Annotated in this window: 14 protein-coding genes; 2 read left to right on the top strand and 12 right to left on the bottom strand. The window is 59.9% G+C overall.

Going from position 1 to position 14,564, the window contains the following annotated elements:
- Positions 1-11: 11 nt before the first annotated feature.
- From CTATCC11996_RS11280 to CTATCC11996_RS11230, 12 genes are all read right to left on the bottom strand, one after another.
- Complete coding sequence (locus CTATCC11996_RS11280; protein ID WP_003076170.1) at positions 12-1,688, bottom strand: tetratricopeptide repeat protein; 1,677 nt, start codon at positions 1,686-1,688, stop codon at positions 12-14.
- Positions 1,685-2,638 carry a type II secretion system F family protein gene (locus CTATCC11996_RS11275; RefSeq protein ID WP_034348860.1) on the bottom strand — a complete coding sequence of 318 codons (954 nt, stop codon included), beginning with the start codon at positions 2,636-2,638 and terminating at the stop codon, positions 1,685-1,687. Before CTATCC11996_RS11275 ends, CTATCC11996_RS11280 begins: the two co-directional genes overlap by 4 nt.
- The gene (locus CTATCC11996_RS11270) at positions 2,638-3,606 is read right to left on the bottom strand and encodes a type II secretion system F family protein (RefSeq protein WP_003076166.1); all 969 of its coding nucleotides are present in this window, start codon (positions 3,604-3,606) and stop codon (positions 2,638-2,640) included. The genes CTATCC11996_RS11275 and CTATCC11996_RS11270 overlap by 1 nt, the downstream gene beginning before the upstream one ends.
- Complete coding sequence (locus tag CTATCC11996_RS11265; protein ID WP_003076165.1) at positions 3,599-4,933, bottom strand: TadA family conjugal transfer-associated ATPase; 1,335 nt, start codon at positions 4,931-4,933, stop codon at positions 3,599-3,601. Before CTATCC11996_RS11265 ends, CTATCC11996_RS11270 begins: the two co-directional genes overlap by 8 nt.
- On the bottom strand, positions 4,930-6,267 hold the full coding sequence (locus CTATCC11996_RS11260) for a CpaE/TadZ family protein (protein WP_042437611.1): 1,338 nt from the start codon (positions 6,265-6,267) through the stop codon (positions 4,930-4,932). Before CTATCC11996_RS11260 ends, CTATCC11996_RS11265 begins: the two co-directional genes overlap by 4 nt.
- A 28-nt stretch (positions 6,268-6,295) precedes the next feature.
- Positions 6,296-7,660, bottom strand: coding sequence for a type II and III secretion system protein family protein (locus CTATCC11996_RS11255; RefSeq protein ID WP_034348858.1), 1,365 nt, complete (start codon positions 7,658-7,660; stop codon positions 6,296-6,298).
- A 3-nt stretch (positions 7,661-7,663) separates the two neighbouring features.
- A complete protein-coding gene (cpaB, locus tag CTATCC11996_RS11250; protein ID WP_003076159.1) occupies positions 7,664-8,653 on the bottom strand; it encodes a Flp pilus assembly protein CpaB in 990 nt (329 codons plus the stop codon).
- A gap of 48 nt (positions 8,654-8,701) precedes the next feature.
- Positions 8,702-9,238: a TadE/TadG family type IV pilus assembly protein gene (locus CTATCC11996_RS11245; protein WP_003076158.1), complete on the bottom strand. Its 537-nt coding sequence runs from the start codon at positions 9,236-9,238 to the stop codon at positions 8,702-8,704.
- A 19-nt stretch (positions 9,239-9,257) separates the two neighbouring features.
- Positions 9,258-9,722, bottom strand: coding sequence for an A24 family peptidase (locus CTATCC11996_RS25020; protein WP_157999245.1), 465 nt, complete (start codon positions 9,720-9,722; stop codon positions 9,258-9,260).
- Positions 9,723-9,735: 13 nt separating this feature from the next.
- Positions 9,736-9,942: a Flp family type IVb pilin gene (locus CTATCC11996_RS11240; RefSeq protein WP_003076156.1), complete on the bottom strand. Its 207-nt coding sequence runs from the start codon at positions 9,940-9,942 to the stop codon at positions 9,736-9,738.
- Between the two features lie 417 nt (positions 9,943-10,359).
- The gene (locus tag CTATCC11996_RS11235; protein ID WP_034348855.1) at positions 10,360-10,674 is read right to left on the bottom strand and encodes a helix-turn-helix domain-containing protein; all 315 of its coding nucleotides are present in this window, start codon (positions 10,672-10,674) and stop codon (positions 10,360-10,362) included.
- 212 nt (positions 10,675-10,886) lie between these two features.
- Positions 10,887-11,684, bottom strand: coding sequence for a YecA/YgfB family protein (locus CTATCC11996_RS11230; protein ID WP_003076152.1), 798 nt, complete (start codon positions 11,682-11,684; stop codon positions 10,887-10,889).
- A gap of 180 nt (positions 11,685-11,864) precedes the next feature.
- On the opposite strand from CTATCC11996_RS11230, the gene CTATCC11996_RS11225 reads away from it, so the two are divergent.
- Entirely contained in the window at positions 11,865-13,613 is a 1,749-nt protein-coding gene (locus CTATCC11996_RS11225) for an FMN-binding glutamate synthase family protein (protein WP_034348852.1), read from the top strand.
- Between the two features lie 70 nt (positions 13,614-13,683).
- Positions 13,684-14,502, top strand: coding sequence for an RIO1 family regulatory kinase/ATPase domain-containing protein (locus tag CTATCC11996_RS11220; RefSeq protein WP_003076147.1), 819 nt, complete (start codon positions 13,684-13,686; stop codon positions 14,500-14,502).
- The last annotated feature ends 62 nt before the right edge of the window (positions 14,503-14,564 follow it).

Genomic DNA, 14,564 nt, shown 5'->3' with positions numbered 1-14,564 from the left:
TCCTTGAAGGTTCAGGGCCAGGCACGCTCGGGCGCACCCGTCTTGGCAGAAGCTGCAGGCTTGCTGCCGGCATCTTCATCGGGTGTCTCAAAAAACAATCCGCCCGCCGCTGCGCGCTGCGGCAGCATGGCTTGCACGGCCTGCTTGCCGCCGGATTCACCGCTCTGACGCACTGCGACAGGGTTTGCCGCAGCCATCACCACGGCAGCCTCCGGCACCGATCTTGTCGGGCGCACGGGCTGGCGCGGGATCACGGACTGCGGTGCAGGCTCGGCTTGCAAAGCCGTTGCTGGCCGCGTCTGCTGCACTTTGGCGGGCATCGCCTCGGTGCGCAGAGGCTGTTCAGGTTTGGGCGTCTCCTGCTTCGCGGACTGAGAAGCCGTCGCCACGGCCGCCTCCAGCGGCAGTGCAGTTTTAGCTATTGATAAAGGAGCTATTTGCGCTTTATTGACAGTAATTTCAAACTGTTTTGCTTCTGAAATCCTTTCCAATGAAGCGGTAGCTGCTACATTATCAGGAGCATCCATTGCCTGCCCAGGCACAGGCGGCACGTAGGCATAGGTTTGCGCAGCCGCCGGCATCAGCTGGCTCGCCCCCTGACCGGGGTGACGCGGCCTTCCTGCATCGAAGCTGCCGCCAGAGACCATCCACTGACCACCGCTGGGCGCCCGCTCCACACTCCGCGCCACCATGGGCTGAGCTGCGGGCAGCGGCAACAGGGTCTGGGTCACATGGGAACGAGACGGCACAGAGTCCGCTGCCTTGACTGTCACTACCGGAGCCTTTGCGGCTTCAGGCTCCGGTGCGGGCTTTTTTGCGGCGGGTACCTCCTGCACTGCAGCAGGCTCCGGCACTTCGGCGGATTTCCCGGAACTGGCCACGGCCTCAGGTGCAGTCTTCACTTCCGGACGAGAGAGGTTGACGACCTTTCCGGTCGCAGCCGCGGCAGGCTTTGCTGCGGCCAGACTTGCATCCCTCAACCACTCCCCGGCCTGCTCCTTGACCAGCTGCTGGGTCTGTGCATCCAGCTTGCGCTGGCGCATGAATTCCTCGGCCTGCGCGCTCTGGCCGCTGACCATCATGAACAGGCTCAGGTTGACGTTGGCCTGTGCATCCTCGGGGTTGAGCTGCGCCGCCTGCATCAGGGGAATGCGCGCTGCATTCAGGTCACGCGCACGCAGATAGGCATAGCCCAGATCGGTCAACAGGCGCGAATCCACAGGATTGCTCATGCGCGCCTGCTCCATCTGCTGAGCGGCACTGCGAAAGTCGCCCTGCTCTGCGGCCACACGGCCCAGGCCGTAGCGTGCGGCACCATCCTTGGCGCTGCCCAACAGGCCCTGGTAGATGGGGATGGCTGCACTGAGCTGCCCCACCTGACGCAATGCATCGGCGCGCAACAGCCTCGAATCGCTGGAAGCGCCCCACTGCTTGTCCAGTGCATCCAGGTGCGCGATGGAGGCATACCAAAGCGACTTGGACTGCATCTGCTTGACCAGAGAGAGGTAGGTGTCCTGCGTGTCGACCACCGCCTCCTTCTCCAGCGGCCTGTCTGCTGCGGCCTTGGCCGCGGGCGACAGCACGGACTGGTTCTGCCCCAGCAGATTGCCCATGCTGGAACAGCCCGACAGCAGAGCCATGGTTGCAGCCGCCAATGGCAGCATCAGATATCGGCTTTCTTTTTTCATTTTGTCATCCCTCCCAGTGCCCGGATCACGGCAAGAAACCCCGGTCCGGCTGTAATGATGATCAGGGCAGGAAGCAGCGTCACCACCATGACGCCCGTCATCTTGACCGAGATCTTTCCTATCAACTCCTTCATCTTGGCCTTGCGCTGCTCGCGCAGACGTTCGCCAAAAATGCGCAGCGGCTCCTGCACGGCTCCACCATATCTGTCGATCTGAGTCATCAGCGATGTCAGATTGGCCAGGTTGTCGTTCTGATAGACCTCGCTCATGCGCCCAAAGGAACGCTCGCGCGTGCTGCCCCGGCTGTACTGCTGGTTGGCCAGCTGTATCTCTCGCGAGAGCACGGGCATGACATTGCCGAAGTCAGAGCCAATCACCTGCAGGGTCTGATCCAGGCTCAAGCCCGTGCCTTGCAGCAAGCCCAGCAAGTCGACGAGCAAAGGCAGCTCGCGGGCGACGCTGGCCCTGCGGCGGCGCGCCACGCTGCGCAACACCCATTTGGGAAGCAGAAAACCTATGGTGAACGCAGCAAACAGGTAGAGCAGAAATTGTTTGCTGCCCGAAAAAACAAAGGCAGCAAGCAGCACAAGCAATACAGAGACCACGCAGCGCGCTATCAGGTATTGCAGCTGCGCGCGAGTCGATCCCCAGCCGCATTTGCTCAGCAAAATGCGGTCTTCCTGTGCCACCAGCGCCTTGCCAAACGAGGTATTGAGCCAGTGTGCAGGCAGATCGCCATCGCCATTGAGCGAGCGCAGCAGATCTGCGGGCCTGGCAGGCGCCGCCGCCTCATTCGCCGCAACCGCGCCGCTGCGGCTCAGTGCATCCTGCACCACCTGACTGCTGCGTTCGCGTCGCTGATGTGCATAGGCAATCAAAGCCGCACCAATCAGCGCCGCCAAGGCCACAAATGCCACGCTCAGCATCAGCAAAAGACGGGATGTCTCCATCAGTCGGCCCCCTCATCGAGCTTGGCCATGCGGTAGAGCAGCAGCACACCAAAGACCTGCAACGCAGCCGCTGCCCAGATGATGTTGCGGCCACTGGCGTCATTCCACATCCTCAGGAAATAGCTCGCATTGAAGGAAATGATCAGACAGCACACGGCCACCGGCAGCAGACTCAGCACCCAGGCCGACAATCGCGTTTCGGCCGTCATGGCAGACAAGTCCTGCTCGGCCTGCTCGCGGTCGCGCATGAAATTGGCCACACGCTCCAGCAGCAGGTCGACCCGGCCGCCATAACGCACGCTGATGCGCAAAATAGCTGCCAGCAAGTGCAGCTCGTCGAGTCTTGTCTGCCTGGCCACATGGGCCACCGCATTCTCCAGATCCATGCCCGCGCGGGCCAGACTGGCGGCTTTTTCCATGACCGACTGCAACGGGTCTTTGGTGCTGGCTGCAGCCATCTGAAAGGCCGCCTGAACGGAGTTGCCAATGGTCACCAGGCGCACCGTGTTGTCGAGAAAGCCGGGCAACTGCTGCGTGAGCCTGGTGCGGTACTTCTGTGCCCGCGTGTAAAGCAAAAAGAAGAAGCCAATTCCCAGCACCACCAGCGCTGCACTACCGGCCAGCCAGCCAGCAGCAAAGCCAACGGCCAAAAACATCGCAGCAATCAGGACCAATCCGCCATAGAAAAGTCCGGCACTGGCCGTCCCCAACAAAGCGGCGGGAACCGGCCATCCTGTTTTTTTCTCACTGCCCAGCAAAGCATCCGCCACGGAGCCGTCAAAAGCCGATGCCGCTGCATCCTTGGCCGCAAACCCGGCCGCAGCTGCTGCGCTTTTCTCCAGGCTCTGCTCCAGATGCCTGGTCATACGATGCGTCTTCTGCTGCCGGCTGACAAACATCCACAGCGCCATGGCGGCTGCAGCAATCAGCAGCGCCAGGCTCAGGAGTAAAAAAGCATTGCTAGCCATGACGCAGTCCCGCATGGTTTGCGCCGTTACCTCCCGCGTGCTGCAGCACCGCGCGATAGCGTGCCAGCTTGGGCGTATGCGGCACCATGCCCAGCGTGGTCCAGCGCTCCAGATCCTCACCATCGGGCTGGGGCAGCAGCTCGTGACGATAGAGCTCCTGAGTGGCAATCACGCTGTCGATGATGCCCGTGACTTCGGTGATCGATGTGATGCGCCGCTTGCCATTGGGCAGGCGGCTGATCTGCACGATGAAATCGAGCGCATTGGCAATCTGGCGGCGCAGGCTGACCTCGCTGCCCTGAAAGCCCGCAAAGCCGGCAAGCATCTCCATGCGGTGCAGACACTCGCGCGGAGAGCTTGCATGGATGGTGGCCATGGAGCCGTCGTGACCGGTGTTCATGGCCTGGAGCATCTCCAGCACTTCCGCGCCACGCACCTCGCCCACCACAATGCGATCCGGGCGCATGCGCAAGCTGTTGCGCAGCAGATCTCGAATGGAAACCACTCCCGCGCCTTCAAAGCCACCGGGACGGCTTTCCATGCGCACCACATGAGGGTGAGGCAGCGTCAGCTCGGCCGTGTCCTCAATCGTCACCACCCGCTCATTGCCGGGGATAAAGCCAGCAATCGCATTGAGCATGGAGGTCTTGCCGCAACTGGTGCCGCCGCTGATGAGAATATTGCAGCGTTCGCGCACCGCCAGCTCCAGCAAGCGGGCCATGCCTTCGTCCATGGTGCCGAAGTCGACCAGATCCTGAACCCGCAGCGGATCATTGCGAAACTTGCGGATCGAAACCGCCGGCCCGTCCAGCGACAAAGGCTCTATCACCACATTGATACGGCCGCCGTCCGGCAAGCGTGCATCGACCATGGGCGTGGATTCATCAAGGCGGCGGCCCAGCGGGGAGATGATGCGGCGCACGATGCGCAGCACATGGGCGTTGTCGGTGAAGTGCAAGGCCTCCTGCTGCAAAATGCCCTTGCGCGAAACGAATACGCGCTGATAGCCGTTGATCAGAATGTCTTCCACTTCCGGGTCGGCCATCAAGTCGTCAAGCGGCCCCAGCCCCGACAACTCCTTGTTCAGTGCCTGCGCAATCCATTGCACCTCCTCGTCATTGACGGGAAAGCGCTGCTGACGCACAAACTGCTCCAGCTCCTGGTGCACAAACTGGCGCACACGGCTGGTTGACCACTTGGCAAACACTGCCCCCAGTTCCTCCACACGCGTCAGCAAATGCTCATGCGCGACGTTCTTGATCAGCAGCAGTTGCTTGGAGTCCGAAAAATGACTGGTTTTTTCGGCGAAAACAATGTCCATGCTCATTCGCCTCTCCTCAATCGCTTGGCCCATTGCCCCAGAACGCCCGACACTGGCGCCGCGACCTTGTCGGCCGCAACCGCTGCGCTGAGCAATGCTCTGGCCATGCTTCTGACGCAAGTCACATAGGGGTCACCGCGCAGCGACTGCGACAACAGCTGGCCGCAGCTGGCGGCATTCAGCAAAACCGTGGATCGGTCCGGAACCACATGCAGCAGCTCCAGACCAAGGCGCTGGGCGACCTCTTTGGCGGGCAGCCCGGCTTGTGCATTGAAGCGGTTGAGCACCAGCTTGAGCGTGCCGCGATTGACGCCCTTGGCATCGAGCTCCTTGAGCATCTGCGCCGTAGACACAATGCCTCCCAGTGACTGGTCACAAACTACCCAGCCAAGCCCGCTCTCGCGCAGCAATGGCGCCAGAAAATCAGCCTGCACCATGCCGCCCAGATCGATCACCTGCACCCCTAGCAGGCTCTTGAGCGTGCTGACTACGCCCGCCGCAGCCGCAGGGCTGACTTCGCGCAACATGCCCAGATCGGAAGGCCAGGCCAGAGTTACCGTGCCCGTGGAGTGTTTGGCAAAGGCCGAGTTGATCAGCGTCGCGTCCAGGCGGCGCGTGTTCTGAACCGCGTCCACAAAGCTGAAGTCACCGGCGATGCCCAGATACAGCAAGCCATCGCGCGCCGGCAACCCCAGATCCAGCAATGCCGCATGCGCAGACTCATCCTGCGGCAACTGACTTGCGCCAAAGGGCCGAGCAAGCTGTTTTTTGTTCTGGGCGCCTCGCACGTCATAGGCATGCATCTCCTGGAACATCACGGCCAGATGCGTTGCCAGCGTAGTCACCCCCATCCCGACACGCGCTCCCAGCAAAGGCAGGGAAAAGCCTTTGGTTTCCGGCTCCAGCGCCACAGCCGCAGGCAGCTGAGTGCGTGCATGCATCTGATGCCTGATCACCGCACTGGCCTCGCCTTCGGTCGCATCCCAGTCAATGAATTCGGCCACGCCACAGCGCAGGGCCGCACGCATGGAAGCGGGCTCGGCTGCAGAGCCGGATCCCATGATCACCACACCGGGGAATGCGGCACGCAGCTCGCTGACCAGGGCGATGGCAGCCTCCGTCATGGGAGCCGAGAAATCCGCCACCACCACGCCAAGCCCAGGCGCCGAAATCGCAGCGTGAAGCGTTGCCAGATCGCCAGCCACCGGTATCACTTCCGCATCGCTGCCCAGAGCACTCGCCAGCCAGAAAGCGTGCGATGACGACTGCGTCACCAGCACCACGCGGACATTGCTGCGCGCAGACCCTGGCTGCGCGGTATTGAGCTGGGATGAGTCCATGCGCATATTCATGTCTCTACTCTGACACTCAGCGCGAGAAGCCGGGCGCCACGCTGGACGACAGGCCTCCCGCCATCCATGGACCCCACACCGCAGGATCACGCTGCTCGGTGCGCCCGGGCAGCAGCGGCTCCACATTCACATCGCGGGCCAGCGGCTTGACAAGGCGCGGCGTCACCACAATCGCCAGCTCGCTCTCCTTTTGCTGAAACTCCTGGCGCTTGAACAGCACGCCCAGAATCGGGATGTCGCCCAGCAAAGGAACCTTGTCGGTACCTGATGTGGTGTTGCGGCTGACCAGTCCGCCAATCACAAAACTCTCTCCGTCCCCCAGCTCCACCGTCGTATCGGCACGACGAGTGGTTATGGACGGAACAGTCGCGCTGTTCAGAACAATGGTGTTGGCATAGTCCAGCTCGCTGGCCTCAGGCGCCACCTTGAGCACGATGCGATCGTTGGACAGCACCGTGGGAGAGACCGTCAAACCAATGCCGTAAGGCTTGTACTGTATGGCCACCATGCCCGTGCCCGCAGGCACGGGAACCGGCACTTCGCCGCCGGACAGAAAATTGGCGCTTTGGCCGGACAAAGCCACCAGGGTCGGAGCCGCCAGCACCCGCGCCAGATTGTTGCCTTCAAGCATGCCGATATTGACCCCAATGCCGGCCTTATCGAATTGCATCAGCAAGTTGAAGGCCTGAGTCAAAGGATTCGCTGCTGCGCCCGTCGTGGAACTCCCACCGCTTGTGCCATAAGAGCCGCGTCCAAAAATGCCAAAGCTGAAGCCCGAGCTGTTAGGGGACGTGCTGAACAGGTTGAGACCCACCTTCTTCATCTGGGTCTTGTTGAACTCGACCACCTTGACATCGACCTGCACCACATTGCTCTTGAGCTGGACGCTGGAGAGATCGACGGTCTTGGCCTTGTCAGCCGACTGCGCGTTCGCCAGCTCACCGGCAAACTGCTGCTCTATCAGGCTGGAGGCCCTGGCTGTGCGCAAGTCCACACGCTGTTGCACATTGAGCATATAGCTCTGCGCCTGCGCTTCACCGCGCGGCCACACCATGAAAGATGTACTGCCGGGCTTTAGCGGGCTCAACAAGATCTTGGCGGCAGCACCCTTGCCCGCACGCTTGATATGCACCGCCGCAATCGTGTCGTCGCCGATTGCAATGCGCTCCACACCGCCAGGCAGATCCAGCTCATGCTGAGCCCCCATGACCAGCTTGATTTCCCTGGCTGCTGTTGCTTGCTGCGCTCTGCTTTCGCCTGCATTGGGGGCCTGCTGCGCAAGGGCCGGGACAGTGACGGCACTCAAGGACAGGCCGCAGAGCAGATGCAGCGGCTTCATTGGCGCAGTGCGGGTCGAGATCCAGAAAATCTTGTTATTCATAGCTCAGTACCGCACGGTTTGAGAGTTGGCGCCACGTACAAATTCAACAGGCAGGGAGGTGTCTGCAGATGCAGTACGCGTGCGCGGCACTGCAGGCTTGGCAACACCAGCTGTCATCGGCTTGGCAGCACTCGTGCGCGCTGCAGAAGTGCCTGCAGACCCAGCCAGGCTGCTCATGGCCACACCGGCCTGCGCTGCGTCAGCACCTTCCAGCGGCGCTACAACAGCGCCTTTGGGCATGGCCACAGTCAGCACGCCGGGCAGCGGCGCAAACTTTTCCATGTCCGGCTCTGTCATATCCGTCGGATTGCGCAGTGCTAGTACCAAGCTGCCGCTAGAGCCTCCCAAGGCCAATTGACTCACCTCTGCCACAGGTACTGCAAGCACTGCGGTGCGTGCGTTGTCAGGGCCACTGGCCTGCTTGCCGTCTGTTTTTTCAGCCGTGGTCAGTGCATCGACTGACGCAGCGCCATAGGCAAGCACACGCTTGCGCGAAAGCAGCAAGCGTGCCTGGCTCTGGTCGATTTCATTGCCATCGCGGCGCAGTACGAAGAAGACATCGACAAAGTCCCCAGGGCGTATGCGATTGCCGGCGCCAATGCTTTCGTCCACCTTGACGGCGACGGCGCGCTCACCTTCTGCGACCTTCAGGGCAAGGCCCGTCACCATCTGCCCTTTGAGCACAGGGGCGCCTTTGGGGATGTCCACCGCAGGCACAGAGCCAATGGCTGCCGCAATCTCGCTATAAGCGCCATCGGGTTTGGAAGGCAGCTGAGTGAGTTGCAGATCCTCGGCCTTGAGTGTCTGACCCGCAGGAATGGCCTGTGCGGCCATCACCACGTTCACATCAGCACTGGGCTTGCTCTCGTGGGCGGAGGCCAGAGCCTGGTGGTCTGGTGCTTGAGGTGTCCTGGCAAGCATCCACCCATAAACGCCCAAAGCCAATGCAATTGCCAGCAAAACCCCGACTGCGATCTTTGCGACATTCACCATAGATCCCCCTCTTCTTACTTTGTCTAAAAGAGCAAAGCTTTATCGTTTTCAGTCAATCAAGCTAATTTGTGCGACCGCCTTCCCCTGCAACAGATTTGGAGTGGGTAGACCCAGAAAAGGTCCAAGCAGCTTCGGAATCAGCGGAGCAGAGGCATAGTTGTAGTTCACCTGCATAGTCACGCAGTTCACCTGGCTGGTATTGCTGCTAGCTGTGAAGGACGCAGATCCGGTACCACACAGACCAGAGGTGGCATACAAGCCCGCTGCATTGCTGAGACCTGAGCCACAGGTCGTAGAGCCAAGGCCTGCACCGATTTGGGAAAGCCAATCAGTCGCTATAGCCGCACTAGCGCAGGCCGCAGCAAGACGATTCAGCAGCTGCGTCTCCTTAGTCGCCGAACTGCCAGAGGACGGTGCTGGATAGCGCACAGCGGCTCTTGCCCCTTCGGCGGCAGCCAAAGTCAGAGTCTGCTGTGCAGCAAAGATCAGGCCATAAGTAATGATGGCGTAGAAGATCAGAAAGAAGATGGGAAAGAGAATGGCAAATTCAATTGCGGCTGCACCTTGCTGTTGCTTTAATTGCATGCCCCCTCCTTTCTTCTTGCTATTTATTAAGCATCAGAACAACTACCGTCGCCAACGATAGATAGGTAACATAAGGAATGAATCTTCTCCTATTCTCCTGGTGACTATCACTCCAATTTACTGCCGGAACATAAAAATACTTCAAATCGCTTCGCGCCACTAGGCCATGAACCACCGCAAATACGCAACTCAAGGCCCATATAGACAATAATAAACTCCAGCCTACCCAAACACCGAGAACAGTTGCAAATTTAACATCGCCAGCACCCATCATTCCTATTGAATAAAAAATCAAAAGAATAAAAAATGCCGAACCTGCACCTATCAATCTATCTTTTACAGATATATTTATGAAATCGTATTCAAAATTAGTTAACAATATGATTATTATTAATAAAAAACCAGCAAGCACAATCCAGTTAAAACACTTTCTATAGACAACATCACCTGCTGCGGCTATGCAAAGCCACAGCAGAAATGTCATGCCAACTAACACGTTAGCCACCTCCAGAGCCAGTCCCCCCATTGGTGACAGCAACAGTTCCTAAAACGTTGGTGATTCGCGTAAAAAGATTACCGATTGCATTACGAACTCCCTCCAAGGAGACGATCAGACCTACTGCAATCAGCCCCGCAATCAACCCATACTCAATCGCCGTTGCACCTTCTTCATCGCGCCAGAATTTGATGATTTGGTCTTTCATGACTAGCTCCTTCAACAATCAGGTTGGTAGATCGCTGTGGCTGTTTTCGACCACCGCGGAACTGATCTTACGAAGCAAGAAACATCTTGAAATATTTGAAATAGCTATCAACAACCATGCAGCATAGTTGTCGGCAATTTCAATCACCTTGCAAGCAAGCACTCTCCCATCAAAAATACCAATGAAAACAAAGACTTCACAAGACACAGAGAAGCGTCTGCAGTTTTCTTGACTCTTCCCTCACGTATGTCTTCCGGTTCAATCTACGCAATCTTCATTTATTTCCTACAGATTAATAGATTTCATCCTACATTCAATAATCGGGTTAACCCTTGGTTTTGAATGAAAAACAAAAAGGCCTGCAAATAGCAGGCCTTTCTGAAACAAAAGGAATCGCTCAGCAAAGTGATTCGAGAATCACTGCAGGGCTTTAATCAGTTTGAGAGCAATGTCCTGCAGCGGTGGCTGCAGTTTTCTATAGCAGTCGAGCAAGCGCTGCTCGTCGCTGGGTAGCGATGCGGTCTCGGAATGCAGACCTGCCATCAATTCCAGCGCCGTGGTCTGCAGCGCGACGGCCAGTCTTGCCAGTGTGTCATTCTTGAGAGTGCGAATGGCTCCCGACTCGATCTGCGAGATGGCGGATGCAGTGACATCCGCCATCTGCGCCAAGCGCCCCTGGCTCAAACCCAGCGCCTGTCGCCGGGCGCGTATGCGCTCACCTAAATGCGTCATCTATTTCACTAACCCACACTGAACGGCAATGCCTACGCAAATGTCACGCGGCCTTTTTTAGTTTGAGCCTCCCGACAACCGAGACGCCTTGATAGAGGACTCTGCAACGCCGCCATCCCCAACGCGGAGGCAGCAGGCAAAGACCGCCCGGCGTTGGTGGTGCTGCCGCCCCTTGGCGGGGAAGCTCAAAGAGCCTCAGGCGGTGGCTCTGGTCAAGCCCCGTGGCACTTCTTGAACTTCTTGCCGCTACCGCAGGGGCAGGGGTCATTGCGGCCGGGCTGCTCGCCCTTGACGATGGTTTCCTGGCGGGGGCCCATGCTCTTCCACAGGCGGTACAGGTCATACACGGCCCAGATGGCTTCGCCAAAGGCGTCCACACGTTCCTGGCTGGTCGAGGCGGGGCCGGCTTCGTCGTACAGATTCAGCGCCGGCTCATCGGTGTCGTCTTCGGTCAGGTTGACGATGAACTCCATGGCCGCATCCAGCAACTGGGCTGCTTCCTTGTCGCGGGGTGCCGCCCATTCGTCGGCCCAGTTCTCCACCACAAACATGAAGCCCAACGCCCACACTTGCGAGAACGAGGGCACTTCTTCGCCGGCCAACTCGGCCTGCTCGGCTTCGGGCAGGATGGCGATGGCGCCACGCGTGTCCAGTGCTTCGGGCTGGAAGGCGGCGTCGTCGGCCAGGGACTTGATGTCGGCATCGAGCTGCTCGCGCACTTCGGCCAGGCGCAGCTCGAACAGCTCCATGAAACGTGCCTGCTGGGCCTCGTCCTTGAAGACTTCCAGCTTGGGCAGGGGCTGGCCTTCGGCCACTTGCAGGGCTTCGCCATCGCCCAGCAACATGGGCATGTATTCGGCTGCGGCGATGGGGCGACGCGTGCAGACCAGAGCGGTCAGGAAACCGTCACAGAATTCCCACTGGGGGATTTCGTCGCCACGGGTGCGCAGCTCATCGAGCAGCGCATCCAGCTCTTCGAGCTGATCGTTGCTCAGTGCGCCCTCAGGCATGTCGGCGAGGACCGCGTCTTCTGCTGCGGAGTTAGGTGCTTGTTCTTGCATAGGGAAAGGCTTTTATGATGGCCCGGACCGTTTCATCACTATCGAAGTGCAGGGCCGGGAGATGGAGCTGGGGGCAGGATGCTCCCGTACAGGCTGAATTTTAGCGGGCCACCATCAACACACCCTGCCATGGGAGTATCTGCAGTGCATCGCTTCTTCAACAGTCTGCCTCTGCGCTATAGCGCGCTAGCCATTTCGGTGGTCGTGCTGGGCATCTCGCTCTACACGCTGACGACAGCAGACAGGGGGCTTGGATGGCTGGTCGCTTCAGGCCTGTTGGTGCTGCTGGGCATCTGGGATCTGCTGCAAAAGCAGCATGCCATTTTGCGCAACTATCCCGTCATGGGACATTTGCGTTTCATCTTCGAATTCATCCGTCCCGAGATTCGTCAGTACTTCATCGAAGGCGATACCGAGGCCCAGCCTTTCTCGCGCGCCCAGCGCTCGCTAGTCTATCAGCGTGCCAAAGGCCAGGTCGACAACCGGCCGTTCGGCACCCAGCTCGACGTCAGTCAGCAGGGCTATGAGTGGGTCAACCACTCCCTGCAACCCACCAAGCTCAGCTCGCATGACTTCCGCCTGTGGATTGGCGGCACGCAGGAGCAACCAGCTGAAGGAGTGGACCCCTGCACCCGCCCTTATCACGCCAGCGTCTTCAATATCTCGGCCATGAGCTTTGGTGCGCTGTCGGGCAATGCCATCCAGGCGCTGAACCAGGGCGCGAAGATGGGCGGCTTCATCCACGACACGGGCGAAGGCTCGATCAGCCAGTACCACCGCATGCATGGCGGCGATCTGATCTGGGAGGTGGCCTCTGGCTACTTCGGCTGCCGCAATGCGGACGGCACGTTCAGCGAAGAGAAATTCATCGCCAACGCCACCGATCCGCAGGTCAAGATGATAGAGATCAAGCTCAGCCAGGGCGCCAAACCCGGCCATGGCGGCATGCTTCCCGGAGCCAAGGTCACTCCCGAAATTGCAGCAGCGCGCGGTATACCCATTGGCGTGGACTGCATCTCGCCCTCAAGCCACAGCGCATTCTCCACCCCTGTGGAGCTGATGCAGTTCATTGCCAGGCTGCGCCGCCTTTCTGGCGGCAAGCCCACGGGCTTCAAGTTCTGTGTCGGTCACCCCTGGGAATGGTTTGCCATGGTCAAGGCCATGCTGGAAACCAATATCACGCCCGACTTCATCGTCGTCGACGGTGCCGAAGGCGGCACGGGCGCTGCGCCTGTTGAGTTTGTCGACCATGTGGGCGTGCCGCTGCAAGAAGGCCTGCTGCTGGTGCACAACACGCTGCTGGGAGCGAACCTGCGCCAGCGCATCAAGATCGGCGCGGCCGGCAAGGTCATCACGGCCTTCGACATTGCCCGCATGATGGCCCTGGGCGCCGACTGGTGCAATTCGGGGCGCGGCTTCATGATGGCGCTGGGCTGCATCCAGGCACAGAGCTGCCACACCGGCACCTGCCCCACGGGCGTCACCACACAAGACACCGTGCGCCAGCAGGCGCTGGTCGTGCCCGACAAGGCCACGCGCGTGGCCAACTTCCACAAGAACACCTTGCATGCGCTGCAGGAGCTGGTTCAGGCCGCCGGCCTCAGGCATCCCAACGAAATCACGGCCCACCATATCGTGCGCCGGCTGGACGACACCCAGGTCAGCCTGCTGTCCAACCTGATACTGCGCGTGGAGCCAGGCTGCCTGCTCAAGAACCTGGAGCGCCAGCACAAAGTCTTCCAGAACTACTGGCCGCTGGCCACGGCACAGAGCTTTCAGCCGCTGCACGAGCCCGTATTGCGCCCCTCTGCTGCGGATAGTGCCGACAACGCGGCACAATCTCAGGCTTTTCCCCAGCGCAACGGCATCTGGACCTGAGAAGCCAGAGCTTCGCGCGCCCGACAGACCCCAAGCCGTGCCATCTCAGGATATTTCCGCCCAAGAGCAGATGCCCTCTGCGCAGAACGCCATCGATTACCAGGCATTCCTGCGCGAGCATCTGAACCAGCCTCACAGCATCATGCGCTATGAACTGGCGCATGAAACCCTTTGGGTCAAGCGCGCCAACAAAGGCAACCCGGCCCTCAACTACTGGCTGCTGAACACGCTGGCCAAGCTGTTCAGGGCCGCCGTGCTGCAGCCCGTGCCCAACCCCGGCGGGACCGAGTCCCTGCAAACCGAGGTGCGCCGCCTGCGCAGTTTCATGGCCAAGGGCCTGCGCGTGCCGCAAGTGCTGGCCACGCACGAGCAGGCCTTTGTGATGCGCCATCTGGGCCGCCCGGGCGAAGAGGCTCCATCGCTGAGCAATGCCATCGAAGACGCGATTGCCCAAGGGGCACAGGCCACGCTGCAACTCTGGCAAAGAGGCCTGGAGGCCATACAGCAGGCACATGCCCGCGGCGAGGTGCTGAGCCAGGCCGTGGCGCGCAATATGGTGGTCTGCGCCGACGGGGTCATAGGCTTCATCGACTTTGAAGACGACCCTGCTGCCCATTTGCCGCAAGCTGTCTGCATGGCGCGCGATGCGCTCAACTACGCCCAGTCCACGGCACTGTTTCTGCAGCAGGCAGGTGCGCTGGAGCAGGCCCGACAGGCCTGGCAGCAGTTTGTGCAGCAGCTTCCCGCCGAGGCCCGGCAGGTACTGGAGCGAACCGTCAACAAACTGAGCTGGGTGCGCTTTCTGCCCCGCAGCAAGAGCCTGGGGCGCGACACCCTGCGCGTGCTCGCAGCCCATGACTTGCTGGCGGCGCCCCCGCTCTCCGCCTGAATTCCATAAAAGCAATAGCCACCAGCGCGTTCCCTGACTGGGCTTCAGGCCTGAAGCCCATG

Source organism: Comamonas testosteroni ATCC 11996 (assembly GCF_000241525.1).
GTDB classification, from domain to species: domain Bacteria; phylum Pseudomonadota; class Gammaproteobacteria; order Burkholderiales; family Burkholderiaceae_C; genus Comamonas; species Comamonas testosteroni.
This window is presented reverse-complemented; position numbering and strand designations above follow the sequence as displayed.